This is a genomic window from Actinomadura sp. 1N219 (assembly GCF_044326405.1).
In the GTDB taxonomy this organism is placed as follows: Bacteria; Actinomycetota; Actinomycetes; order Streptosporangiales; family Streptosporangiaceae; genus Spirillospora.
Window position 1 is genome coordinate 99,659 of sequence record NZ_JBIRAY010000018.1, and the last position, 23,145, is coordinate 122,803.

Consider the following 23,145-nt stretch of genomic DNA (forward strand, 5'->3'; position numbering starts at 1 on the left):
TGAAATGGCTCACGAAGCGCGCGCGGTCTCGTCCAGACCCGGCACAGGGCTGCCGGTGCATGGAAAATCGGGGATTCCCCGGTATCGAAAGATCACCGGGGGATCCCCGTTTTCAGGTCACCGGCGCTCTCCCGGGCCAGTTCCCTCGACAGCGCGAGCGCGGCGGTCCGGACGGCCGGGGCCAGCCGGTCCAGATCGAGCCGGCACACGTTCCCGGTGATGGAGATCGCCGCGATCACGCGCCGCCGGTGGTCGAGGACCGGCGCCGCCACCGCGGACACCCCGGCCTCGGACTCCTCCCTGTTGACCGCGTACCCGCGGTCGGCCGTGCGGGCCAGCTCCCGCTGCAGCAGCCCCGGCATGATGATCGTGTGCGGCGTGTAGCGGACGAGGCCCGCGTCCAGGACGCTCTGCAGCCGCTCGGGCGGCCCGAGGGCGAGGAACAGCTTCCCCGTCGCCGTGCAGTACGCGGGCAGCCGCCCGCCCACCCGCGACACGATGGGCATGGAACGGCGGCCGCTGACCTTTTCCAGGAACAGCGTGTCCGTCCCGTCCAGGACGGCGAGATGGATGTTCTCGTGCGTCGCCTCGTACAGGTCCTCCAGGTAGGGGAGCGCTGCCTCGCGGAGCCCGCGCGGACGCGGCGCCCGCTGGCCCAGCACGAACAGCCGCATGCTCAGCCGGTAGCCGGACTCCGTCCGCTCGACGCCGCCCCACCGCACCAGCTCGCTCAGCAGCCGGTGCGCGGTCGGCTTCGGCAGCCCGGTGCGGGCGGACAGCTCGGTCAGGTTCAGCTCCGTGTCGGCGGAGCCGAACGCGTCCAGCAGGCTGAGGCCGCGCGCCAGCACCGACCTCGGCGGCGCCTCGCCCGTGCTCTGGAGGTCCATACCCCGATGGTCACCGCGATCGTGCCTGTCGGCAAGCGCGGGGAACCGGGCGGGGTAGCGGGCGGAGGGCCTGGTCAGCGGCATCAGGCGTCGTCCCGGTGCCCGGTGATCGGGGCCTCGATCAGCAGCGGGGCGTCGAGCGCCTTGACGCCGGCGACGGCGTCGCGCAGCTCGGCCGCCGAGCCGGCCCGGACCGCGTCGATGCCGAACAGGCGGGCGGCGCTCTGCCAGTCGAGCGCGGGCGGTGCGAGGTCCATGCCGACGTATTCTCCGTGTTTCGCCGACGCTCCGCCACTTTGATCGAGCGTGTTCTTCAGAGTCCGGTATTCGCCGTTGTTCATCACGACGAACGCGACGGGCACCTCGTAGCGGGCCGCGCTCCACAGGCCCTGGAGGCCGAACATCGCGCAGCCGTCCCCGAGCACCGAGACGACCGGGCGCTCCGGGTCGCCCATCCGGGTGCCGATCGCCGCGCCGATGCCCCAGCCGAGCCCGCCGCCGACCGTGTGCACGTAGGAACCGGGCAGGTCCTGGCGGAGCACCTCGCGCAGCTTCAGCCCGACGGTGATCGCCTCCTCGACGACCACCGTCCCGTGGGGGAGCCCGGACGCGACGGCGTGGGCGGCGGCGCGCGGGTCCATCGGAGACGGCCCGTACGCGGCCCGCGCGGCCGCTTCTGCTTTGCCGCGGGCCTCCGCGTGCTGGGCGCCGAGCCGCTCGATCCGCTCCCGCACGTCCGGGACGAGCCCGTCCAGGTGCCCGGCGAGGGCCCACAGCGTCTCGGGCAGGTCACCCGTCAGGCCGTGCCGGACGGCGAAGTTCCGGCCGATCTCCGACGGGTCCTCGTCCACCTGGACGATCGCCAGCCCGTCCGGGACGGCGGGCCCCGGCGTGTAGTGGTGCGGCATGAATGCGTGGCATCCGGCGATGAACGCCACGTCGTAGGCGGCGAGCTTCTCCCTGATGACGGCGTTGTGCGGCGGCAGCATCCCCGCGTACAGCGGATGGCCGGTGGGGAAGTCGATCCCGTCGTTCATCGGCTGGTGGTAGACGGCCGCGCCGAGCCGCTCGGCCACCGCGACCAGGTCGGCGACGGCGCCCGCCCGCCCGACCCCGTCGCCGGCGATCACCACGGGACGTTCCGCGCCCGCCAGCAGCGCCGCCGCGTCCCCGGCCGCCGCCGGACCGGGGCCCGTGATCGGCGAGCGCGCGGGGACGGCGACGTCGGCGACCTCCTCCAGCAGGTCCATGGGGACCGACACCAGCACCGGGCCGGCGGGCGGACGCGCCGCGAGCGCGAACGCGCGGCGCAGCACGATCGGCAGGTCGTAGGCGTGCTGGACCTCCACCGCGTGCTTCGTCGTCGGCGCGGCGAGCCCCACCAGGTCGCCCGACAGCATCGGGTCCTGGACGAGATGCCGCCGGTCCTGCTGCCCGGCCACGATCACCATCGGGGACCGGGACCGCATCGCGTTCAGCATCCCGATCAGCCCGTTCGCGACGCCGGCCGCGACGTGCAGGCTGACCATCGCCGTCTTGCGCGAGGCGCGGGCGTACCCGTCCGCCATCGCGACCACGGACCCCTCCTGCAGTCCCAGGACGTACTGCAGATCGGGCGCCTCCACCAGCGCGTCCATCAGGGGCAGCTCGGTCGTGCCGGGATTGCCGAAGATCCGGCTCACGCCCTCGTCGCGGGCGATCTCCAGCAGCGCCTCGATCGGCCTCATGTCCTGCCTTTCGGTGCCCCGGTCGGGGGCGGTCGGGTGCGGGTCGGGCGGCGTCCCACCGAGCGGCTGCCGGGCTGCGGCTGCCGGCTGCGTGTGCCGGGCGGCGGCTGCCGAGCGGGGGGCGCGGGGTCAGTGCATGGCGGAGCCGCCGTCGACGTTGATCGTCTGGCCGGTGAGGAAGCCGCTGCCCTCGTCGCACACGTACAGCAGCGTGGACACCAGGTCGCCCGGCTCCTCGACGTGCGGGACGACCTGCTTGTCGCGCACCCGCTCGAAGCCGCCGTCCGCGCCGGTCGTGCGCGCCGCCGTGTCGGTGCGGGTGAGGCCGGGGGAGATCGCGTTCACCGTGATCCCGTACGCGCCGACCGCGCTGGCCAGCGCCCGCGTGAACCCGACGAGTCCGGACTTGGACGTGGTGTAGGCGACCAGGTCGGGCGGCCCGAGGAACACCACCGCCGAGACGATGTTCACGATCCGTCCCCACCCGGCGGCCTTCAGGTGCGGCAGCGCGGCCTGGGACACCAGGAACGGTCCATCCAGATTGACCCGCATGATGCGGCGCCAGTCGTCCAGCGTCGTCTTCTCGAACTCCAGCGGCGGGTAGATCCCGGCGTTGTTGACCACGATCTCCAGGCCGCCGAACCGGGCGGCGGTCTCCTCCACGGCGGCCTCCACCTCGACCGGGTCCGTCACGTCCGCGCGGACGGGGTGGAAGGCGTCGCCGATCAGGTCCGCGGTGCCGGACATGTCGGCGAGGTCGAGGCCCGCGACCCGGTGCCCCCGGCCGGCGAGGGCGATGGCGAACTCCCGCCCGAGCCCGCCGGCCGCGCCGGTGACGAGTGCGACCCGCTGGGATGCGTCGTTGGACGGCGTTTCGCTCATGGGTGGCAGAGTGCGCCAACCTGGCTCGAACGGACAAGACACCGTTTTCACTCACCGGAACGCGGGGCTTGTGACGGCGGGTGGCCGGTCACATGCTCAGCGCACCGCGATGCTCGGGCGGCTCGGGTGGCGCGCCCGGCGCGCGGCGCAGACGGCCGTCGCCCCGCGCCGCCCCGGCGGGGCGCCGGTCGCGCTCCGGCCCCTCCACCGGATCGGAGCCTCCTCATGGACGCCGAGTCCCGGGTCCCGAGTCCTGGGGCCGCCCGCCCGCTCAGCCGTTGGCCCGGCCGCTCAGCCGGTGAGGAGCGGGATCACGGGCGCGAACTCCTCCATCGCCGCGTCCGGGACCTGGTAGTAGGTGAAGCCGTAGCGGTCCCGGCGGGCGAGCATCTGCTCGGCGACGTGCTCGGGCGGGCCGACGAACTGGGACGGCATGTCGAGGACGAGCTCGGCCGACGACGCGCCCCAGCCCCGCATGACGGCGATCTTCGCGGCGAGGGCGCGCGGGTCAGGGCCGAAGGTGGGCGTGACCATCATGCTCAGCTCGACGTCCCGTGCGTCGCGTCCGGCCAGTCCGTCCGCGGCTTCCGCCGCCTCGCGGACCCAGGCGACCTTGCGGGCGATGGTCTCCGGGAGCCGCTCGGTGATCTCGTCGGAGATCGTCCCGTCCGGGAGGGCGCGGGGCAGGATGCCGACCGTGTCGGCGTACCGGCCGGCGATGCCGAGCATGCGCCTGCTGCCCGCGCCGACGACGAGCGGCGGGCGCCGTCCGGGCGGCGGGAACACGGTCAGGCCCTCGACGCGGTAGTGCTCGCCGGCGAACGTGGTCTTGTGGCCGGCGAGCAGGCTCCGCAGGATCCGCAGCGACTCCTCCAGCCGTCCGACCCGCGCGCCGGCCTGGTCGAACGGCATCCCGGCTGCCTCGTACTCCTCGCGCAGCCAGCCCGCGCCGACGCCCAGCTCGAACCGTCCGCCCGACAGGTGGTCGAGGGTCGCGGCCTCCTTGGCGAGCATCACCGGGTGCCGGTAGTCGTTCGCGAGGACCATCGTGCCCAGCCGCAGCGTGCTCGTGACGGACGCGGCCGACGCCAGCGCCACCATCGGCGCGAGCTGATCGCCGAACGGCTCGGCCACGAAGTGGTCGCGCAGGACCAGCACGTCATAGCCGAGGTCCTCGGCGCGCCGCGCCGTGCCGGCCAGCGCGGCGCCGGAGCGGATCGACTCGCCGACGACGCCGAAGCGGAAGTTCCTGTCCATGCGGGGAGCATGCCCCGCGGGGCCGTCCTTGTGCTGGCAGGAATCCGACATGGGCCTCGCGCCCTGCTTCGGCGGTGACCGGCGGAACGGGGCGAGTGGCTCGATTCGCCGTCCGTGCGGCGTAAGGGCGTCACCGACTGCCCCGTTCTCGCCGGTTACTTACCAGGCTGCGTCGCGAAGCGTGGTTTCGCAACCCGCATCCCGCCAAGCCGAGCCGGGCCTGGCCTGGCCGCTCGGGGCTAGGAGTCGATGAACTGCTGGGCGCGGCGGAACAGTCCGAGGGTGATCGAGTGCAGCAGATCGCCCGTCTCCCTGGGCGCCTTCTCGGCGTGCGCGCGGGCGTTCGTGCCTTCCAGGACGATGCCGAGCTTGAAGCACGCGAGCACCGCGTACCAGGTGATGGACGTCAGATCGCGTCCGGCGACGGCGTCCGGGCGCTCCGCGTAGGCGGAGACCAGCTCGTCCGCCGAGGGCAGGCCGCCCGCCTCGCCCAGGGGACCAGCCAGGGACGCGCTGTCGTCGGACGGGTCGGGCCAGGTGGCCAGCAGCCAGCCGAGGTCGAGCAGCGGGTCGCCGATCGTGCACATCTCCCAGTCGACGATCGCGGCGACCTCGGGCCCGTCGAAGGAGTACATCAGGTTGGCCAGGTGGTAGTCGCCGTGCAGGATCCCCGGCCGCCACCGGACGGGACGGCGCTCCTCCAGCCAGCGGGCGACGCCGTCCACGCCGGGGATGTCGGGGCCGGGGTATCCGTCCAGCTTGCTGTAGGAGTCGAGTTCGGACAGCCAGCGGCTCACCTGCCGCTCCAGGAACCCCGCCGGCCTGCCGAAGTCGCGCAGCCCGGCGGCCTCGTGGTCGACCGCGCCCAGGGCCGACAGGGCACGGGCCGCGTTCAACCCCATCTCGTGCCGGACGGACGCGTCTCCCGCGTGCGGTTCCGGCAGCGTGACCGTGGGATTGAAGCCCTCCACCGGGGTCATGAGATAGAACACCGCGCCGCCCATGACGGACTCGTCCGGGCAGGCGGCGATGAGGCGCGGCGCGGGGACGTCCGTGCCGTCGAGCGCCGCCAGGACGCGGGCCTCCCGGCGCAGCACGTCGTTCGTCCGGGCCCGCAGATGGCTCGGGCCGCGCCGGAGCACGTAGTCGCGGCCCGCCCGGCGGAACCGGATCAGCGTGTTCTGCGTGCCCCCGGCCAGCGGCCGGACGTCCTCGAACGGGCCGCCTCCCGGCAGGCCCTCGGCGTCCATCCAGCCCGCCAGGACGTCGAAGTCCACGAGCGCGCGGTCGATCTGCTCTGGCTGCACGGTGCGGGTCCCTTTCCGACACACGGATTCCGACAGACGGACGACGACGACCGGAGAGTAACAGCCGATCATGGTGGGGCCCGGGAGCCGAGGTCACATTCGTCCAAGACGGCCGGCTCCATACCGCGCAGACTGGGCATAGAGGCAACGACCAGGGAGGACGCCATGACCTTGGAGATTCGCAGGACCTTCTACCCGCTGATCAACTGCGCCGATCCCGCCGCGTCCATGAAGTGGCTGGAGAAGGCGTTCGGCTTCGAGACGGTGAACGAGCACCGGGACGACAGCGGGAAGGTCGTCCACGCCGAGATGAGGTACGACACCGGCCTGTTCATGTTCGGCAACGGCGAACCCGGCAAGACGGCCGTCTACGTCGCCGTCGACGACCCGGACGCCCACCACGACCGCGCCAAGGCCGCCGGCGCCGAGATCTTCCGCGAGCTCAGCGACCAGGACTACGGCTCCCGCGACTACGCGGCCCGCGATATCGACGGCAACGAGTGGTATTTCGGCACTTATCGCCCCTGATCGCGGCAGGCGTTTACCCGACCGCGGCGCGCGCGTTTGAGAGAATTGCAGGCGTGGATCCGGAGGTGCGGCTGCGCGACGTCGAGCCCGGGGACGTCGACGCCTACGTCAGGATGCGCTGCGACCCGGTCATGATGGCCGAGCTCGGCGGCCCGCTGCCCCGCGAGGGCATCGAGGAGAAGGTGCGCCGCGACGTCGAGGACGCGGCGTCCGGCACGGCCCTGATCAAGATGATCGTCCCGGGCAGGGGCAGCCCGGGCGCGGTCGCCGGGACGGTGACGCTCTGGCACCACCACGTGGACGGGGCGGTGTTCTCCGAGATCGGCTGGATGGTCATGCCGGAGTTCCAGGGGCGGGGCGTGGGCAAGCGCGCCGTCCGGATGCTGCTCGAAAGGGCGCGCCAGGAGGACCGCTGGGGGCTCGTCCACGCTTTCCCGGCGACGACGAACGCGCCGTCCAACGGCATCTGCCGCTCGCTCGGCTTCACGTTCCTCGACGAGCAGGACGTCGTCTTCGCCGGGCGGATCGTCCGGGCGAACCACTGGATCATCGACCCGAGAACCGACCTGGCCCCGCCGAATTCGCCGAGCGTCCGGTAGAAGGCCGTCCCGGAGCACGGGCAGGCGGCCGTTGCGCGGCCGTCGCGCGGATATTCGGAGGCCGGGCGGGACGCGCCGGTGTTACGGTGCGGGTGCCGGCCGCGGGACTTCGGTGTGACTTCCGGAACCCGCATTTGAAGCGATGATTCGCTGCTCGCGCCCTCCTTCCCCGGCCGGCGCCCTCGTCCCCCCGATCAGGCTGGGAAACGCATGACCGAGACGTTCGCGGAGCTGATCGCGTGCGAGGACGTGCTGATGTTCGCCAACGCGGCGATCACCTCGACCGGGCAGCGGGAGTTCCACCACCATTCCGGTGACCAGCGGCTCAGCCTGGAATTCCTGCACGAGTACATGCTGGCGAACTACCGGGAGATGTACGCGGCCGTCCTCGCGCTGGACATCAACGACCACAATGCGGCGCTCATCATCGTGAACCTGCTCGTGCGGGCGGGTGACGTCGGGGTCGACCAGCGCAAGGCGGAAGGACGCCTGATCGCGCGGCGGCTGGAATCGATGCCGCAGCAGCGGGTTTACCGGGTTTTCCGTGAACTGAGGCGGCGCGGGGTGAACAACCGGCGGACGCGCGCCATCGTTCGCGACTGGATGGCCGCGCGGCGTGACCCGGCGTTCGACTCCGTCAAGTACCGGAGCCTCGTGAAGGTCGCGGCGCGCCATGCGCATCTCCGGCTTCGCGGGGAGCAGCGGAACTTCCTCTTCGCGCCGTTCTCGGTGAAGGCGTTCAAGACGCCGATATTCGAGCAGTGGCGGCGGGCGCACTATACGCAGGCCGCCATTTACGAACTGCCTTACACGGTGGCTGAGGGATTCGCGGCCCTGCACAAGATTCCGCGGGAGACGTTCCTTGAGCGCATCGAGCCCCGGATGACGCGGCTGGAGCGGCTGCGCCTGCAGACGAGCGCCGCCAAGGTGGAGGGCGTCCGCGCGGATCTGCGGGATCTGTGGGGGATGCCGCTGACCCGGCTCGCCTCCTACGTGCTGTCGCTGACGCTGGACGAGCGGGCCGCGCGGCGCGCCGAGCTGACGGAGGCGCTGCGCACGGCGGCCCGGCGCGTGGCCGGCGCGGCGCGCGGCTCGTGGGGGCGGGTCACGGCCGTGCTGGACGACAGCTACTCCGCGCTGGGCTCCGGGCAGAAACGGCGGCGCCCGCTGGCGGTCGCGCTCGCCTCGCACTACCTGCTGGAGGCGCTGGCCAAGGAGTACACGCCGCTGTGGACGTCCGGGCGCACCGACGAGCTGCTGACGTACCCGTCCGGGCCCACGCCGCTCGGGACGCGGATCATCGACGCGCTGGAGACCGGGCCCGAGCGGCTCCTCATCGTGTCGGACGGCTGGGACAACGCGCCGCCCGGTCTCGCGGCGGACGTCCTGCGGATCTGGCGGACGCGCCTCGACCCCGGGCACCGGCTCGCGCCCGGTCAGCGGGTGATGATCGTCCACCTGAACCCGGTGTACGACGCCGACGACTTCGACGTCCGGCGGCTCGCGCCGACCGTGCCGACCGCCGGCATCAGGGACGCCGAAGACCTGCCGACGCTGGTCGAGCTGGCCCGGTTCGCCGAGGGACGCGTCGGACTGCCGAAGCTGCGGGCCCACCTGGACGACCGGACCGCCCGCTTCCTGGGAGATCGCGCATGATGCTCGGGTTGGAGACGATGCTCGGACTGGAGACCAGGCCGGCGCAGGTGTGGGGCTCGGTGCGGCTCGTCCCGCTCGTCCGGGACGAGCCCGTCCCGTACCTGCGGATGCACCGGAGGATCTACCAGGAGCCGGTGTCGGTCGTGGAGTCCGGCGACGGCCGCGCGTACGTGTCGTTCGTCCCGCACGCGTTCGTCGCGACGTGGAGCGACGGCGACCAGACGCCCGCCGCCTCCTACGGGACGCGCCTCCTGGAGCGCGACACCAGGGCCGCGCCGCCGCGCATGCCCGTGCGGTTCACGCGTCGGATGGCGCGGAAGGTGGGCCGGGACCGCCTCCGCTTCCTGCCGCTGCACCTGGCCGTGGAGGGCTACCTCGCGCTGCACTTCGGCGGCCCGGAGATCGTCTGGGAGGAGTGGTCGCGGCGGGCGGTCGCGCGCGGGCTGTCGCCGCGGTGCGAGGAGACGTACCTCGGGCTCCATGTGCGCGGGCTCGAGGACGCGCTGAGGATCTTCGAGATCCATCCGGGGCAGTGCGGCGTGCTGGTCTACGTCGGCGACGCGCTGGCGAGCGCGTTCGCCGTCCCGCACCCGGACGACTACCGGGCCCTGCATCCGACGCTGGTCGAGGACCTCTTCGGCGAGCTGATCTACATGCACGGGCTGCTGGGAATGCCCGCGGGCGACCTGTCGGCCCCGCTGGACGACACCGAGATCAAGTCCCTGGACGATCTCCGGACCGCGGCCGAACTGCGCCAGGCCGAATGGGCCGAATTCCACGACGAGGCCATGGCGGGTCAGCTCTTCGACCAGGGCGGCTCCCGCCAGGTCGTGCAGTACCTGCACGGTTTCGAGCTGGCGCGTTTCCTGCCGTCGTTCGGGCTGCGCCGCGAGAACCACATCGGCGAGACCATCACCGGCGAGGACGGCCGGATCGCGTACCTGAAGACGTTCCGCCTATCGGAGGCGCAGGTCAGGCGCGGATACCTGCTCAAGCGGCTGGCCGAGCACGACTGGCGGCTGGGCGCCACGGCCGCCGCGCTCGGCGCCGACAAGGCGGGCCTGGCGCTGCGGCTGGAGCGGGCGGGGTTCGGCTATCTCCTGCGCCAGGACGTCCTCGACCACTACAGGGCCCAGGCCAAAAAGGTCACCTGAGCCCGGCGAACAGGTCCTCCTCCTTGTCCGGGCCCTGGACGCGGGAGTAGTGCCGGACGAACGCCTCGAACGAGAACACCATCCGCTGCATCTCCTCCGGCAGCCGCAGCAGGAAGATGTTCTCGCCCTGGCTCGCGTGCGCCTCCAGTGCCTTGACCTTGGCCTTCACGTGCGCGGACACGTCCAGCGTGCTGGTGATCAGCTCGTCGGGGGTGCCGAAGTCCTCCGGCGGCTCGAAGTCGATCTCCACGCCCGCCTCCTTGACCGCGTCGAACATGCGGCGGATGCCGGAGCGCGGGATGGCGGTGTAGTAGAGCTTGTCGGGTATGCCGGTCTTCTCGGCGGCGGCGAGCGCGATGCGGTGCGCCTGGACGTGGTCGGGGTGGCCGTAGCCGCCGTCCTCGTCGTAGGTGACGACGACCTGCGGACGGTATCGCTCCATCAGCTCCGCCAGCCGCCCGGCGGACTCGTCCAGCGGGATGTTCGCGAACGCCTCGGGATCATCGTTGGTCGACCAGCCGACCATGCCCGAGTCGCGGTAGCCGAGCAGCTCCAGGTGGCCGATGTCGAGCAGCCCGGCGGACTCGCGGAGCTCGGCGAGGCGCCGCTCCGCGACCTCGGCGGCGTTGTGCCCCGGCTCGCCCGGTTTGACGCCGCCGGAGTCGTCGCCCTGCTCGCCGTTGGTGCAGGTCACCAGCACCGTGCGGACGCCCTCCGCGGCGCAGCGCGCGAGCAGGCCGCCGGTGCCCAGCACCTCGTCGTCGGGGTGGGCGTGGACGGCCATCAGCGTGAGTTCGTGCTTCATCCGGGACCCCTCCAGTCTCGGCCGTCCACTCTACGTCCCGGACGCCCGAGTTGATCAGGTTTGGGAGGTGGACTCCGCGGCCGACAGGTCGTCCACCGACAGCGGGTGCGCAGGCTCGTCGAACGGGTGGATGGAGGACGTGTCCGGGCCGTCGACCACGAGCAGCTCGCCGGGCGCGAGGAGCCGCCAGTCCGGGTCGTCGTCCAGGCGCTCGCTGGCGAGGACGCAGGAGGCGGACGGCTCCCGGTGCGCGGCGACCCTCAGCCGTCCCGGCTCGCGGCCCGCGTCCAGCCGCCGCCCCTCCCCGGGCTCGCGCAGCTCGTGCCGCAGCGCCCACAGCCGGTGCGTGCCGGGGTAGCGCAGCGCCCACATCCGCCGCGACTCCGCCAGCAGGATGTTCAGCGCGAAGACGGGCAGCTCGGCGCCGATGCGCCGGACGGCCGCGATCAGCCCGGACGTGGTGTCGCCGTGCCGCCTGATCTCCGCCGTGATGTAGGCGAACACCAGCTCGGAGTCGGTCTCCCCGCGGATCTGCGCGCGGTCCACGTCGGTGAGCCACGTGCCGAGGACGTCGAGGCCCTTCACCACGCCGTTGTGGGCGAACAGCCGGTCGTCCATGACGAACGGGTGGGAGTTGTGGACGTCGGGCACCCCGGTGGACGCGTACCGGACATGCGAGACGAACGTGTGCGACACGACCGTCCGCGCCTCGGAGTTGAAGTCGGCGTCCTCGTAGGCGGCGATCGGCGCGCGGTCGCGGACGGGCTCCTCGCCGAGCGAGAACCAGCCGAGCCCCGTCCCGTCGGGCATCCGGCGGGACTGGGACCGCAGGCTGTCCGCGGCGTCGAGCAGCCAGAACGTGGCGTGGACCCGCGGCCCGCCGGTGGTCATCCCGAACAGTCGGCACATGACCGCACGATGCCCGCACAGCCGCGACCTATTACTCGGCCGGGCCCCCGGTGAGCGGGCGCGAAGGAAAATGACCTTCGACGGGCGGCCCCCGATGTCGTACGGTCACGGGTATGGGGTCGCCGGTGGTTCTTCTCGACGTGGACGGGGTTCTCAACCCATTTGAGAGGCCGCACCGCGGCTACAAACGGCAGCGGTGCTCGCCGAACGGGATGACCTTCAAGCTGTGGCTCAATCCCGCGCACGGCCCGTCCCTGCTCGATCTGGCGGAGTCCACCGGCGCGGAGCTGGCCTGGGCGAGCTACTGGTGCGACAACGCCAACGTGTGGATCTCGCCGCGGGTCGGGCTGCCTGAGCTGCCGTTCGTCCCGATCCCGCAGTTCCCGGGCGTCGACGAGGCGGGGACGCTCGGCGCGTGGAAGGCCCGGCACGTCGCCTCCTGGACGGAGGGCCGCCCGTTCGTCTGGTTCGAGGACGAGCCCGACGCCACCGAGTGCATCGCCGGGGAGCCGGACGTCGCCGAGCACCTGCTGGTGGAGATCGACCCGCTGACCGGCCTCACCGACGACCACCTCGCGACCGCCGCGACCTGGCTCCGCGCCCTCACCCGCTAGCGCGCGTCCTCACCCGCTAGCGCGCTCTCACCTGCTAGCGCGCCCCACCGCCCGATCTTCACGCGGACCGGCGGGGCCCGGGGCCGTGGAGGACGCCGCGGGCCCCGCCGGAGCCGGAGACCGGACGGGTCAGCAGGTGCCGAGCAGGCGGCCGAGCGCCGTCTTCTCCGCCGAGTCGACCGTCAGGCCGTACCGGTGCTTCACGTCGATCCACGACCTGGCGTACATGCAGTGGAACGAGGCGCGCGGCGGCGTCCACTCGGCCGGGTCCTTGTCGCCCTTGGCCTGGTTGACGTTGTCGGTGACCGCCCAAAGCTGCGAGCTGGTCAGGTCGTTGGCGAACGCCTGGCGGCGCGACGTCGTCCAGGACGAGGCGCCCGACCGCCACGCCTCCGCGAGCGCGACCATGTGGTCGATGTCGACGTCGGACGCCTGCTTCCAGGTGCCGCCGTCGTAGGGGCTGGTCCACGTGCCGGACGTCGGAGAGCAGTTCGACCCCGTCTTGACGTTGCTGCCGTCGCGCTTGAGGACGACTTCGCGGGTGTTGCAGCTGCTGCCCTGGTCGCTCCAGTGCGGGAACTTGTCGCGGTCGTAGCCGGAGTCGGAGCCTTCGGCGCGCACGGTGAGCGCGGCGAGATTCCGCTTCGCCGTCTCGGCGCCGGGTGGCGGCGGCGGGGCGGCATTGGCGGGATTGGCGGCGGTGATGGCGGTGGTCGCGGTGGCGAGCATGACCATCGCGGTGGCGGTGGTGGCGATCCCCGTGCGTCTCACGGAAGGCTCCTTCTTCGCTTTTTGGGAGCAGGAGCCGTCAGTCTCGAACAGTTCGATAAACCCGATGTGACCGTTCGGTTAGCGGACGACACGATCAGGTAACGGCGTTGGCGAGGGTCGGCAGGGACGGGAAGATCACCGGCGCGGTGGTGCCATTCGTCCAAGACCGCGCGTCCCGCGGTCCGTAGCGTCGTGGCAGGTCACCAAGTCGAAGCACGCCACGAGAAGGGGGAGCCGACCATGTCGAGATCGCCGCTGCTGGACCTGGCCTTCGGATACATGCCGGCGCAGATGCTCCACGCCGCCGCCGAACTGGGGATCGCCGACGCCCTCGCGGGCGGCCCGAGGACGAGCACGGAGCTGGCGGGGGAGACCGGCGCCCACGCGCCGTCCCTCCACCGGCTGCTGCGCGGCCTTGCCGGGCTGGGCGTCGTCGAGCAGAAGGAGCGCGACGTGTTCGCGCTCACCGCCGAGGGGCAGCGGCTCCGCGCCGACGCCCCCGACTCGATCCGCTCACTCATCAGGCTGTTCTGCGGCCCGGACGTCTGGCGCTCCTGGGGCGACATGACCGAGACGCTGCGCACGGGGGAGTACGCCTGGGAACGCGCGACCGGGATGACGCCGTTCGAGTTCTTCGAGTCGCCGTCCAACGCGGAGCTGTCGGCGACGTTCAACGCGGCGATGTCCGAGCACACCCGGGCCGTCGCGCCCGGGATCGTCGAGGCGCACGACTTCGGCCGCTACGGGACGGTCGCGGACCTCGGCGGCGGCGACGGCACGCTGCTCGCCGCGATCCTGCGCGCCCATCCGGACCTGCGCGGCCTGCTGTTCGATCAGGCCCCCGGGCTCACCGCCGCGTCCAGCACGCTCGCCGACGTCGAAGACCGCGTGGAGATCGTCGAGGGCGACTTCTTCAAGGACGTGCCGGGAGGCGCGGACGCCTACGTCCTCAAGAGCGTCATCCACGACTGGGACGACGAGAAGGCCACCGCGATCCTGCGGAACTGCCGCGCCGCGATGCGTCCGGACGCGCGGATCCTGCTGCTGGAGCAGGTCATGCCGGAGATCGTCACCCCGGAGACGCAGGGCGTCGTCCGCAACGACCTCAACATGCTCGTCTGCACCGGCGGACGCGAACGCACCGAGGCCGAATTCCGCGCGCTTCTGGACGCCGCGGGATTCGCCGACGCCTCACTGACCGGCCCGATCGAGCCCTTCGGCTACACCGTCATCGAGGCCGGTCCGGGCGGCTGACTCAGTCGCGGGTCCAGTCGGGCTGGACGAAGTCGGCGACCCTGACGTGCCGTCCGAGCAGCACCACCTCGCGGAACTGCCACAGCATCGCGCCGGTCGGAGCGTGCACGCGCCAGTCCGGGCCCAGCCACATCTGCAGCAGACGCCCGCCGTCGGGCTGCGGCACCCATCTCGGCGTGTCGTCGTCGGCGAGCTTCCGCAGGCTCGTGTGGTGGACGGAGTGGACCTCGTCCGGGCTCGGCGCGAGCGGGCCCGGGTCGTCCAGCACCAGCACGATCGGCGTGATCGAGAAACCGGACGTGGCGGGGAAGTCGTCCAGCCTGCCGAGGACGTCGCCCGCCCCCGCCGTCAGGCCGATCTCCTCGCGCAGCTCCCGCAGCGCCGCCTGCTCGGGCGTCTCGCCGTCCTCCAGCCGCCCGCCGGGCAGTCCCCACTGCCCGGCGTTCCGGCCCCGGTACGCGCGCCTGATCAGGATCACCGACGGAGCGCCCTCATGCTCCACGACGCACAGCACGACTCCGGCGCGCCGGAGGCTGGGCGCGTCCGGGACGGTCGTGTGCGCGAACGAGCCGAGCCGCTCGGCGGCCAGCGCGCGGAACGCCGTGAGGTCGTCGAACGGGTCGAGGGGGAGGTCCGTCATACGTCGATCTTGCCAGCCGTGCCATCGGCGCCGGCCTCGCGGGCGTACCGGGCGGGCGGCGTCCCGACGGCCGCGGTGAAGTCGCGGGTGAAGTGGGCCTGGTCGGTGTAGCCCAGCTCGGCCGCCAGCCCCGCCCAGTCGACCGGCGTGCCCGCTTCGGCCCGCCCGGCGGCCTCCAGCATCCGGTACCGCCTGATCACCCACTTCGGGCCGATGCCGACGTACTCGTGGAACAGCCGCTGCAGCCCGCGCGCGCTGAGCCCCACGTCGGCGGCGAGCCCGTCCACCCGCACCAGGGCGGGCAGCGCCGCGATCCGCTCGACGATCTCCGCCGCCCGCTCGATGGACGGGTCGGCCTCCGGACGCAGCCCGGTGAGGAACGCCGCCAGCCGCGCGACGGCGTCGTCCGCGCTGTCCGTCGCGAAGATCTCATCGCCGAGCGCGAGGCCCGCCGCGCCGAACACCTCGTCCACGCCCGCGAACCGGCCGGTGAGCGCCGAGACGGGCCCGCCCGCGAACGGCCGGAAACCCCCGGGCCGGAACCCGACCCCCACGACGCGCCCGTCGTCGGCGATCTCCTCGACGAACTCGTCCCGCACGACGCCCACGATCCGCCCCCTGGTCGCGCCGCTCGTCCAGTAGTTGGTGAAGGTCATGTGGACGTTCGGACGCGTGAGCACCTTCTGCCGATGCGGTGCCCGCCCGCGCAGATCCCAGTGCAGCACCCAGAAGAACTCGACGAACGGGGCGAGCGGGTCAGGCGGCGCGATCCGCTCGACCTGGAACCGCTCCAGGCCCGTCCGCGCCCGCAGGATGCCCCGCGTGTCCTGGGGGAGGAGCCGTGCCATCACCCCAGGTTAGCCGTGTCGCGTTCCTACAAGACCGGACGTCGCGGCCCGCCCTAACGTGCGGAACGAGTTCGAACACGCATGCGAAGGAGAGATCGTGGATATCCGGAACCAGATGCTTCCCGCGTCCCTGGCCGCGGCGCGGATCGTCCGGCGGGTCCCCGAAGGGCTGATGGACGCGCCGACCCCCTGCGCCGACTGGGACGTCCGGGCCCTGATCAACCACCTCGTCCTCTGGGTCGGACGCGGCGAGACCGCCGCCCGCAAGCTCCCGCCCACCGGCCCGGACGAGGGACACGACCACACCGCCGAGCCGGGCTGGGCCGACCGGTTCGAGGAGCAGGCGCGCAAGGCCGCCGAAGCGTGGCAGGACCCGGCCGCCTGGGAGGGGAACACCAGCCTCACCGGCAACAAGGACGGCATGCCCGCCGAGTTCATCGCCGGGATCCTGCACGGCGAATGCGTCCTGCACGGCTGGGACCTCGCCGTCGCCACCGGACAGGACCCCGCCCTTCCGCCGGAGACCGTCCAGGCGGCCTGGGAGCGGACCCTCGCGACGGCCGATATGACCCGGGAGTACAAGCTGTTCGGCGAGGAGGTGCCCGTCCCGGAGGACGCGCCGCTGCTCGACCGCCTGATCGGCCTGACCGGACGCGATCCGCACTGGAAACCGTGACTCCCACATGGGGGCGCGCGCGGGTCCCGGCGCGAGCGGGGGCCCGCGCGCCCTACGCTTGAGGCATGTCTCCGACCTCACCGATCCGCGTCCGCTTCGCCCCGTCCCCGACCGGCATCTTCCATGTCGGCGGCGCCCGCTCGGCGCTGTTCAACTGGGTGATGGCCGCGCAGTCCGGCGGGACGCTCGTGCTGCGGATCGAGGACACCGACGCCTCCCGCAACAGCCCCGAATGGACCGAGGGCATCATCCGCGCCCTGGCCTGGCTCGGGATGGACGGCGAGCAGTACGAGGGCCCCTACTTCCAGTCGGCCAACGCCGACCGGCACGCCGAGGCCGTCCAGACGCTGAAGGACCAGGGCCGCGCCTACTACTGCGACTGCGCCCGCGAGGCCGTGCTCGCCCGCACCCGCGAGCAGCCCAGGGGCTACGACGGCTTCTGCCGCGACCGCGGCCTGGAGCCCGGCCCCGGACGCGCCCTCCGCTTCCGCACGCCCGACGACGGCCAGACCACCGTCGTCGACCTGCTGCGCGGCAAGCCGACCTTCGAGAACGCCGTCCTGGACGACTTCGTCATCGCCCGCGCCGACGGGTCGGTCACGTTCCTGCTGGCCAACGCCGTCGACGACATGAGCCAGGGCATCACCCACGTCGTGCGCGGCGACGAGCACCTGTCCAACGCGCCCAGGCAGCAGCTGCTGTGGGAGGCGCTCGGCGGCGAGCCGCCCGTCTGGGCGCACGTCCCCGTCATCGTCAACGAGAAGCGGCAGAAGCTGTCCAAGCGCCGCGACAAGGTCGCGCTGGAGGCCTACCGGGACGAGGGCTACCTCGCCGAGGCCATGCGCAACTACCTGATGCTGCTCGGCTGGGCCCCGTCCGGCGACCGCGAGATCGTCCCGTGGGACGTGGTCGTCGACGAGTTCCGCATCGAGGACGTCAACACCTCGCCCGCCTTCTTCGACGAGAAGAAGCTCCGCGCGTTCAACGGCGAGTACATCCGCGCGCTGCCGCTCCAGAAGTTCATCGCCGAATGCCTCCCGTTCCTCCAGGACGCCCCGTTCGACGTGGACGTCGCCGTGTTCGCCGAGCTGGCGCCGCTGGCGCAGACCCGGGTCGCGCTGCTGTCGGAGATCGTCCAGATGATCGACTTCGCGTTCCTGGACGAGCCGCCGTCCGACGAGCAGTCCTGGAACAAGGCCATGAAGGAGCCCGCCGCCGCGATCCTCGCCGCCGCCGAGGCCGCCTACCAGGACGCGCCGTGGAACGCCGCCGAGCTGAAGGACCGGCTGGAGCGCGTCGGCGCCGAGCACGGCCTCAAGCTCGGCAAGACGCAGGCGCCCGTCCGCGTCGCCGTCACCGGCCGCACCGTCGGCCTGCCGCTCTTCGAATCACTGGAGATCCTCGGCCGCGACCGCACCGTCGCCCGCATCGCCGCCGCACGGGCGCGTCTCGCCGCGCAGGCATAACAGCCGGGCGGTCAGGACGCGGGTTCGTCGCCGTTCAGGGCGTGGCGGAGGTCGGCGAGGCGGCGGTCGAGCTCCTCGAACTCGCCGCGCAGCGACGCCGGGGCGCGCTTGCCGACGATCTCGGCCTGCTCCTCCACGGACACCAGGTGGTCGCCGACCCGCCCCGGCGGCGTGTCCCGCGGCCGCTCCGCGTCGCGCGGGGCCTTCGCGGGACGCGCCTTGAGCAGCGTCGCCTGCTCGCGGAGCAGCGCGGCCTGCTCCCGCAGCAGCGTCGTCTGGTCGCGGAGCTGCTTGTTCTTGTTGTGCAGCTCCACGAACACCGACACCTTGGCGCGCAGCACCCACGGGTCGAACGGCTTGGAGATGAAGTCGACCGCGCCCGCCGCGTAGCCCCGGAACGCGTAGTCGGGGTCGCTGTTCACCGCGGTGAGGAAGATGATCGGCAGGTCGCGGGTCTTCTTGCGGCGCTTGATGTCGCGGGCCGTCTCGAACCCGTCCATGCCCGGCATGACGACGTCCAGCAAGATCACCGCGTACTCGTCGGTGAGCAGCGCCTTCAGCGCCTCCTCACCGGACCGCGCCCGGACGAGGTCCTGATCGAGCGAGCTGAGGATGGCCTCCAGCGCGATCAGGTTCTCCTCGCGGTCGTCCACGAGCAGGATCTTCGCCTTGTCGTCCACGCGCGTCTCTCCGATCCGGTCCCCGCCGCTCCACGGCCGCGTCCGCGGCCACGACGACCCTGCGTCCAGGCGTCTCCTCTCCCTCTCCTCAGCGGACGATGGAGGGTTGCAGCCAGTTCCTCATCACGTCAAGAAGATGGTCCACGTCGACGGGCTTCGGCACATAGTCCGACGCGCCCGACTCCAGGCTCTTCTCCCGGTCGCCCTTCATCACCTTCGCCGTGATCACGATAATGGGCAGCTCGGCGAACTGCGGCATCTCCCGGATCGCCGCCGTCGTGGCGTAGCCGTCAAGGCCCGGCATCATCACGTCCATCAGCACGACCGCCACGTCCGGGTTGCGGTGCAGGACGTCGATCCCGGCCTGCCCGTCCTCGGCGTACAGGACCTCCATCCCGTAGCCCTCCAGGACGCTGGTCAGCGCGAACACGTTCCGGACGTCGTCGTCCACGATCAGGACCTTGCGGCCCGACAGGACGGTGTCGAGGAAGTCCGCGGGCGGCTCCTCCAGCAGCCCGTTCAGCGCGGGCTCCGGCTCCCCTGGACGCTCCCCGCCGGGCGTGCGCCGCTCCACCGGCAGCCCGTTCTCTCCGGGCTGGATCGACACGCCGCCGGGGACGCCTCCGGTCAGAGCGCCGGTCAGGCCGCCGTTCGGGGCGCCGCCCGGCAGGATCGCCTCCTGCGCGGCCGCCGCCTCGTCCGGCAGCGCCGAGCGGCGCCGCCCGTCGCGCTCGCTGTACTGGGCGGGCAGGTAGAGCGTGAACACGCTGCCCCGGCCGGGCCGGCTCTCCGCGTGGATCTCGCCGCCGAGCAGCCGCGCGATGTTCCGGCTGATCGACAGGCCGAGCCCGGTGCCGCCGTAGCGGCGGCTGGTCGTCCCGTCGGCCTGCTGGAACGGCTCGAAGATCTCCTGCAGCTTGTCCGCGCTCACCCCGATGCCGGTGTCGATCACCCGGAAGGCGATCACGTCCGGGGTGTTCCACAGTGCGGGCAGCGTGAAGTCGATGTCGCCGGCCCGCTCGATCATCAGCCGCACCTCGCCCTCGGCGGTGAACTTCACCGCGTTGGACAGCAGGTTCCGCAGCACCTGCTGCAGCCGCTGCTCGTCGGTGTTCAGCGTGGACGGGACGTCCGGCGCGACCTCCACCCCGAACTGCAGCCCCTTGTCGACCGACAGCGGCCGGAACGTGGCCTCCACGTAGTCGACCAGCGCCGACACCGCGATCCGCTGCGGATGCGCCTCCATCTTCCCGGCCTCGACCTTCGCCAGGTCGAGGATGTCGTTGATCAGCTCCAGCAGGTCGGTGCCGGAGTCGTGGATCGTCTGCGCGAACTCCACCTGCTTGCCGGTGAGGTTGCCGTCCTGGTTCTCCGACAGCAGCTTGGCGAGCACGAGCAGGCTGTTCAGCGGCGTGCGCAGCTCGTGCGACATGTTCGCCAGGAACTCCGACTTGTACCGCGACGAGATCGCCAGCTGCTCGGCGCGCTCCTCCAGCGTCCGCCTGGCCTGCTCGATCTGGAAGTTCTGGATCTCGATCGCCCGGTTCTGCTGGGCCAGCAGCGCCGCCTTCTCCTCCAGCTCGGTGTTGGAGTGCCGCAGCTCGCCCTGCTGGCGCTGCAGCTCGTCCGAGCGCTCCTGCAGCTCCTGCGCGAGCCGCTGGGACTCGCCGAGCAGCGCCTCGGTGCGGGTGTTGGCGCGGATCGCGTTCAGCGTCACCCCGATCGTCTCGATCAGCTGGCTGAAGAACGCCAGGTGGACGTCGGTGAACCGGCCGAACGAGGCCAGCTCGATCGCGCCGAGCACCTCGTCCTCGAACACGATCGGCAGCACGATGATGTTGACCGGGGACGCCTCGCCGAGCCCCGAGCCGATCTTGACGTAGTCGGCGGGCGCGTCGGCGATCAGCAGCGGCCTGCGCTCCTGCGCCGCCTGCCCGACGAGCCCCTCGCCCAGCGCGAACCTGGCCGCGTTGGCCTCCCCGGATCCGCCGGCCCGGGTGGACCGGCCGCGCCGCGTCCCGTACCCGGCGATCAGCGCCAGCTCCGTCTCCTCGCCGCTGTTCTCAGCGAGGTAGAACGCGCCGTACTGCGCGCTCGCCGTCGGCGTCAGCTCCCGCATGATCAGGTCGGCGACCTGCTGGAGGTCCCGGTGGCCCTGCATGAGGCCGCCGATCCGCGCCAGGTTGGTCTTCAGCCAGTCCTGCTCCTCGTTGGCGCGGGTCGTCTCGCGCAGCGTCGCGACCATCAGGTTGACGTTGTCGGACAGCTCCGCGACCTCGCCGCGCGCCTCCACGGTGATCGTCCGGGTCAGGTCGCCGGTGGCGACCGCGCTCGCGACCTCGCCGATCGCGCGGACCTGCGTCGTCAGGTTGCCGGCGAGCTCGTTGACGCTCTCCGTCAGCCGCTTCCACGTGCCGGACACGCCCTCGACCTCGGCCTGCCCGCCGAGCCGTCCCTCGATGCCCACCTCGCGGGCCACGCGGGTCACCTCGGACGCGAACGACGACAGCGTGTCGACCATCGTGTTCAGCGTCGTCTTCAGCTCCAGGATCTCGCCCTGCGCGTTCACGTCGATGCGCCGCGTCAGGTCGCCGTGCGCGACCGCCGTCGCGACCTGCGCGATGTTGCGGACCTGGTAGGTCAGGTTGGACGCCATGCCGTTGACGTTGTCGGTCAGGTCCTTCCACATGCCGCCCGCGCCGGGCACCCGGGCCTGGCCGCCGAGCCGCCCCTCCGTGCCGACCTCGCGGGCGACGCGGCTGACCTCGTCCGCGAACGCCGAGAGCGTGTCGACCATGGTGTTCAGGGTCGTCTTGAGTTCGAGGATCTCGCCCTGCGCGTCCACCTCGATCTTGCGCCCCAGGTCGCCCTGCGCGACGGCGGTGGTGACCTGCGCGATCCCGCGCACCTGGTTCGTCAGGTTGTTGGCCATCGAGTTGACGTTGTCGGTCAGGTCGAGCCAGACGCCGCCGGCGCCGGGCACGATCGCCTGGCCGCCGAGCCGCCCCTCCGTGCCGACCTCGCGGGCGACGCGGGTGACCTCGGACGCGAACGCCGACAGCGTGTCCACCATCGCGTTCACGGTGTCCTTCAGCTCCAGGATCTCGCCCTGCGCGTCCACCGTGATCTTCTTGCCCAGGTCGCCCTGCGCGACCGCGGTGGTGACCTGCGCGATGTTGCGGACCTGGTAGGTCAGGTTGGACGCCATGCCGTTGACGTTGCTGGTCAGGTCCTTCCACACGCCGCTCACGCCCGGCACCCGGGCCTGGCCGCCGAGCCGTCCCTCGGTGCCGACCTCGCGGGCGACGCGGGTGACCTCGGCGGCGAACGCCGACAGCGTGTCGACCATCGTGTTCACGGTGTCCTTGAGCTGGGCGATCTCGCCCTGCGCGTCGACCGTGATCTTCTTCGCCAGGTCGCCCTCGGCGACCGCGGTGGTGACCTGCGCGATCCCACGGACCTGGTACGTCAGGTTGTTGGCCATCGCGTTCACGTTGTCGGTCAGGTTCTTCCAGACGCCGCTGACGCCCGGCACGTTCGCCTGGCCGCCCAGCTGGCCCTCGGTGCCGACCTCACGGGCCACGCGGGTCACCTCGTCGGCGAACGCCGACAGCTGGTCGACCATCGTGTTCACGGTGAGCTTCAGCTCCTGCAGCTCGCCGGTCGCCTCCACCGTGACCTTGCGGGTCAGGTCGCCCTTCGCCACCGCCGTGGTGACCTCGGCGATGTCGCGGACCTGGGACGTCAGCCGCGACGCCATCACGTTCACCGACGCGGTCACGTCCCGCCAGCGGCCCGTCATCCCGCGCGCCGGGGCCTGCCCGCCGAGCCGGCCTTCCGTGCCGACCTCCCGGGCGAACTGCGTGACCTCCCACGTGAACTGGTCGAGCAGCTCGACCATCCCGTTCACGGACTTGGCCATGCGCAGCAGCTCCCCGCGCATCGGACGGCCGCGCACCCGCAGCTCGACCCGCTGGCTCAGGTCGCCGGCCGCGACCGCCTCCACGACCTGGCTCATGCCCGTCGACAGGTCGGTCAGCTTGTCGATGATCGCGTTGGCGTCCTCAACGGCGGCGGCCCAGGAGCCGCGCAGGGTTCCCGGCGTGAGCCGTCCGCGCAGCTGCCCCTCCCGGCCGATCTCCCGCCGGACACGGGCCAGCCCCGAGGACAGCTCGCGGCCGTTCTGCCGGATCTCCTCCAAGATCGCCGCGGCCTCGGCCACGGCGCCCTCGCCCGGCACGTTCAGCTCGGTCCTCGCCTTCCCGTCCCGGACGGCGATGAGCGCCTTGAGGAGCGGTTCGAGATCGGCGTCGCTGTAGCGCGGTGCGGTGTCGCGGTACCCGCCGGCGGGGCGGGCGCGAGACGCGGTACGCGGCATGCTCTTCATCCTCCTGGCCCGCGATTGTCGGCATCCGGACGGCGGCGGACACCCGGATGACACGGACTCCTTCCCTGGGCCTTCACCTGGCCGCACCCTGTACTCTA

The 23,145-nt window shown here is 72.0% G+C and carries 20 protein-coding genes; 8 read left to right on the forward strand and 12 right to left on the reverse strand.

Annotation, left to right across the window (positions count from 1 at the left end; all coding sequences use genetic code 11):
* Nucleotides 1–92 precede the first annotated feature (92 nt).
* From ACH35V_RS37255 to ACH35V_RS37275, 5 genes are all read right to left on the reverse strand, one after another.
* The gene (locus ACH35V_RS37255; RefSeq protein ID WP_131970560.1) at nucleotides 93–887 is read right to left on the reverse strand and encodes an IclR family transcriptional regulator; all 795 of its coding nucleotides are present in this window, start codon (nucleotides 885–887) and stop codon (nucleotides 93–95) included.
* An 83-nt stretch (nucleotides 888–970) separates the two neighbouring features.
* The gene (locus ACH35V_RS37260; protein WP_395979581.1) at nucleotides 971–2,614 is read right to left on the reverse strand and encodes a thiamine pyrophosphate-binding protein; all 1,644 of its coding nucleotides are present in this window, start codon (nucleotides 2,612–2,614) and stop codon (nucleotides 971–973) included.
* Between the two features lie 129 nt (nucleotides 2,615–2,743).
* Nucleotides 2,744–3,496 (reverse strand): SDR family NAD(P)-dependent oxidoreductase, encoded by a 753-nt coding sequence (locus ACH35V_RS37265; protein WP_395979582.1) that lies wholly within the window; start codon nucleotides 3,494–3,496, stop codon nucleotides 2,744–2,746.
* A gap of 291 nt (nucleotides 3,497–3,787) precedes the next feature.
* Nucleotides 3,788–4,753 carry a TIGR03621 family F420-dependent LLM class oxidoreductase gene (locus ACH35V_RS37270; protein WP_395979583.1) on the reverse strand — a complete coding sequence of 322 codons (966 nt, stop codon included), beginning with the start codon at nucleotides 4,751–4,753 and terminating at the stop codon, nucleotides 3,788–3,790.
* A 239-nt stretch (nucleotides 4,754–4,992) separates the two neighbouring features.
* Nucleotides 4,993–6,060 (reverse strand): phosphotransferase family protein, encoded by a 1,068-nt coding sequence (locus ACH35V_RS37275; protein WP_395979584.1) that lies wholly within the window; start codon nucleotides 6,058–6,060, stop codon nucleotides 4,993–4,995.
* 165 nt (nucleotides 6,061–6,225) lie between these two features.
* On the opposite strand from ACH35V_RS37275, the gene ACH35V_RS37280 reads away from it, so the two are divergent.
* The 4 genes from ACH35V_RS37280 to ACH35V_RS37295 all read left to right on the forward strand — a co-directional run bounded on the left by ACH35V_RS37280 (nucleotide 6,226) and on the right by ACH35V_RS37295 (nucleotide 9,997).
* A complete protein-coding gene (locus tag ACH35V_RS37280; protein ID WP_395979585.1) occupies nucleotides 6,226–6,588 on the forward strand; it encodes a VOC family protein in 363 nt (120 codons plus the stop codon).
* A 53-nt stretch (nucleotides 6,589–6,641) separates the two neighbouring features.
* Nucleotides 6,642–7,187 (forward strand): GNAT family N-acetyltransferase, encoded by a 546-nt coding sequence (locus tag ACH35V_RS37285; protein WP_395979586.1) that lies wholly within the window; start codon nucleotides 6,642–6,644, stop codon nucleotides 7,185–7,187.
* Nucleotides 7,188–7,397: 210 nt separating this feature from the next.
* Nucleotides 7,398–8,843, forward strand: coding sequence for a hypothetical protein (locus ACH35V_RS37290; protein ID WP_395979587.1), 1,446 nt, complete (start codon nucleotides 7,398–7,400; stop codon nucleotides 8,841–8,843).
* Nucleotides 8,840–9,997: an ARPP-2 domain-containing protein gene (locus ACH35V_RS37295; RefSeq protein WP_395979588.1), complete on the forward strand. Its 1,158-nt coding sequence runs from the start codon at nucleotides 8,840–8,842 to the stop codon at nucleotides 9,995–9,997. The genes ACH35V_RS37290 and ACH35V_RS37295 overlap by 4 nt, the downstream gene beginning before the upstream one ends.
* Here the strand turns inward: ACH35V_RS37295 and ACH35V_RS37300 are convergent.
* Together ACH35V_RS37300 and ACH35V_RS37305 are read right to left on the reverse strand one after the other, a co-directional pair.
* Nucleotides 9,990–10,802 carry a PIG-L family deacetylase gene (locus ACH35V_RS37300; RefSeq protein WP_395979589.1) on the reverse strand — a complete coding sequence of 271 codons (813 nt, stop codon included), beginning with the start codon at nucleotides 10,800–10,802 and terminating at the stop codon, nucleotides 9,990–9,992. The genes ACH35V_RS37295 and ACH35V_RS37300 overlap by 8 nt on opposite strands.
* A 54-nt stretch (nucleotides 10,803–10,856) precedes the next feature.
* Nucleotides 10,857–11,711, reverse strand: coding sequence for a class II glutamine amidotransferase (locus ACH35V_RS37305; protein ID WP_395979590.1), 855 nt, complete (start codon nucleotides 11,709–11,711; stop codon nucleotides 10,857–10,859).
* Between the two features lie 113 nt (nucleotides 11,712–11,824).
* Here ACH35V_RS37305 and ACH35V_RS37310 point away from each other — a divergent pair, with 113 nt between their 5' ends.
* Complete coding sequence (locus ACH35V_RS37310) at nucleotides 11,825–12,325, forward strand: HAD domain-containing protein (RefSeq protein WP_395979591.1); 501 nt, start codon at nucleotides 11,825–11,827, stop codon at nucleotides 12,323–12,325.
* Between the two features lie 129 nt (nucleotides 12,326–12,454).
* Here ACH35V_RS37310 and ACH35V_RS37315 read toward each other — a convergent pair whose 3' ends face one another.
* Entirely contained in the window at nucleotides 12,455–13,096 is a 642-nt protein-coding gene (locus ACH35V_RS37315) for an HNH endonuclease family protein (RefSeq protein WP_395979592.1), read from the reverse strand.
* Nucleotides 13,097–13,336: 240 nt separating this feature from the next.
* On the opposite strand from ACH35V_RS37315, the gene ACH35V_RS37320 reads away from it, so the two are divergent.
* Entirely contained in the window at nucleotides 13,337–14,350 is a 1,014-nt protein-coding gene (locus ACH35V_RS37320; RefSeq protein ID WP_395979593.1) for a methyltransferase, read from the forward strand.
* A 1-nt stretch (nucleotide 14,351) separates the two neighbouring features.
* Here ACH35V_RS37320 and ACH35V_RS37325 read toward each other — a convergent pair whose 3' ends face one another.
* Nucleotides 14,352–14,990, reverse strand: a complete 639-nt coding sequence (locus tag ACH35V_RS37325) for an NUDIX hydrolase (protein WP_395979594.1) — start codon at nucleotides 14,988–14,990, stop codon at nucleotides 14,352–14,354.
* Complete coding sequence (locus ACH35V_RS37330; RefSeq protein ID WP_395979595.1) at nucleotides 14,987–15,838, reverse strand: DUF6597 domain-containing transcriptional factor; 852 nt, start codon at nucleotides 15,836–15,838, stop codon at nucleotides 14,987–14,989. The genes ACH35V_RS37325 and ACH35V_RS37330 overlap by 4 nt, the downstream gene beginning before the upstream one ends.
* Before the next feature lie 97 nt (nucleotides 15,839–15,935).
* On the opposite strand from ACH35V_RS37330, the gene ACH35V_RS37335 reads away from it, so the two are divergent.
* Together ACH35V_RS37335 and gltX are read left to right on the forward strand one after the other, a co-directional pair.
* The gene (locus tag ACH35V_RS37335) at nucleotides 15,936–16,514 is read left to right on the forward strand and encodes a TIGR03086 family metal-binding protein (RefSeq protein WP_395979596.1); all 579 of its coding nucleotides are present in this window, start codon (nucleotides 15,936–15,938) and stop codon (nucleotides 16,512–16,514) included.
* Nucleotides 16,515–16,579: 65 nt separating this feature from the next.
* Nucleotides 16,580–17,980, forward strand: a complete 1,401-nt coding sequence (gltX, locus tag ACH35V_RS37340; protein ID WP_395979597.1) for a glutamate--tRNA ligase — start codon at nucleotides 16,580–16,582, stop codon at nucleotides 17,978–17,980.
* Nucleotides 17,981–17,991: 11 nt separating this feature from the next.
* Here gltX and ACH35V_RS37345 read toward each other — a convergent pair whose 3' ends face one another.
* Both ACH35V_RS37345 and ACH35V_RS37350 read right to left on the reverse strand, forming a co-directional pair.
* A complete protein-coding gene (locus ACH35V_RS37345; RefSeq protein WP_395979598.1) occupies nucleotides 17,992–18,660 on the reverse strand; it encodes a two-component system response regulator in 669 nt (222 codons plus the stop codon).
* An 88-nt stretch (nucleotides 18,661–18,748) separates the two neighbouring features.
* A complete protein-coding gene (locus ACH35V_RS37350; RefSeq protein ID WP_395979599.1) occupies nucleotides 18,749–23,038 on the reverse strand; it encodes a HAMP domain-containing protein in 4,290 nt (1,429 codons plus the stop codon).
* Nucleotides 23,039–23,145 lie beyond the last annotated feature (107 nt).

What these genes read in the sequence shown, in the direction of transcription:
- ACH35V_RS37255 (WP_131970560.1), bottom strand. Translation starts at nt 887, where the DNA reads ATGGACCTCCAGAGCACGGGCGAGGCGCCGCCGAGGTCGGTGCTGGCG.
- ACH35V_RS37260 (WP_395979581.1), bottom strand. Translation starts at nt 2,614, where the DNA reads ATGAGGCCGATCGAGGCGCTGCTGGAGATCGCCCGCGACGAGGGCGTG.
- ACH35V_RS37265 (WP_395979582.1), bottom strand. Translation starts at nt 3,496, where the DNA reads ATGAGCGAAACGCCGTCCAACGACGCATCCCAGCGGGTCGCACTCGTC.
- ACH35V_RS37270 (WP_395979583.1), bottom strand. Translation starts at nt 4,753, where the DNA reads ATGGACAGGAACTTCCGCTTCGGCGTCGTCGGCGAGTCGATCCGCTCC.
- ACH35V_RS37280 (WP_395979585.1), top strand. Translation starts at nt 6,226, where the DNA reads ATGACCTTGGAGATTCGCAGGACCTTCTACCCGCTGATCAACTGCGCC.
- ACH35V_RS37290 (WP_395979587.1), top strand. Translation starts at nt 7,398, where the DNA reads ATGACCGAGACGTTCGCGGAGCTGATCGCGTGCGAGGACGTGCTGATG.
- ACH35V_RS37295 (WP_395979588.1), top strand. Translation starts at nt 8,840, where the DNA reads ATGATGCTCGGGTTGGAGACGATGCTCGGACTGGAGACCAGGCCGGCG.
- ACH35V_RS37300 (WP_395979589.1), bottom strand. Translation starts at nt 10,802, where the DNA reads ATGAAGCACGAACTCACGCTGATGGCCGTCCACGCCCACCCCGACGAC.
- ACH35V_RS37305 (WP_395979590.1), bottom strand. Translation starts at nt 11,711, where the DNA reads ATGTGCCGACTGTTCGGGATGACCACCGGCGGGCCGCGGGTCCACGCC.
- ACH35V_RS37310 (WP_395979591.1), top strand. Translation starts at nt 11,825, where the DNA reads ATGGGGTCGCCGGTGGTTCTTCTCGACGTGGACGGGGTTCTCAACCCA.
- ACH35V_RS37320 (WP_395979593.1), top strand. Translation starts at nt 13,337, where the DNA reads ATGTCGAGATCGCCGCTGCTGGACCTGGCCTTCGGATACATGCCGGCG.
- ACH35V_RS37325 (WP_395979594.1), bottom strand. Translation starts at nt 14,990, where the DNA reads ATGACGGACCTCCCCCTCGACCCGTTCGACGACCTCACGGCGTTCCGC.
- ACH35V_RS37330 (WP_395979595.1), bottom strand. Translation starts at nt 15,838, where the DNA reads ATGGCACGGCTCCTCCCCCAGGACACGCGGGGCATCCTGCGGGCGCGG.
- gltX (WP_395979597.1), top strand. Translation starts at nt 16,580, where the DNA reads ATGTCTCCGACCTCACCGATCCGCGTCCGCTTCGCCCCGTCCCCGACC.
- ACH35V_RS37350 (WP_395979599.1), bottom strand. Translation starts at nt 23,038, where the DNA reads ATGCCGCGTACCGCGTCTCGCGCCCGCCCCGCCGGCGGGTACCGCGAC.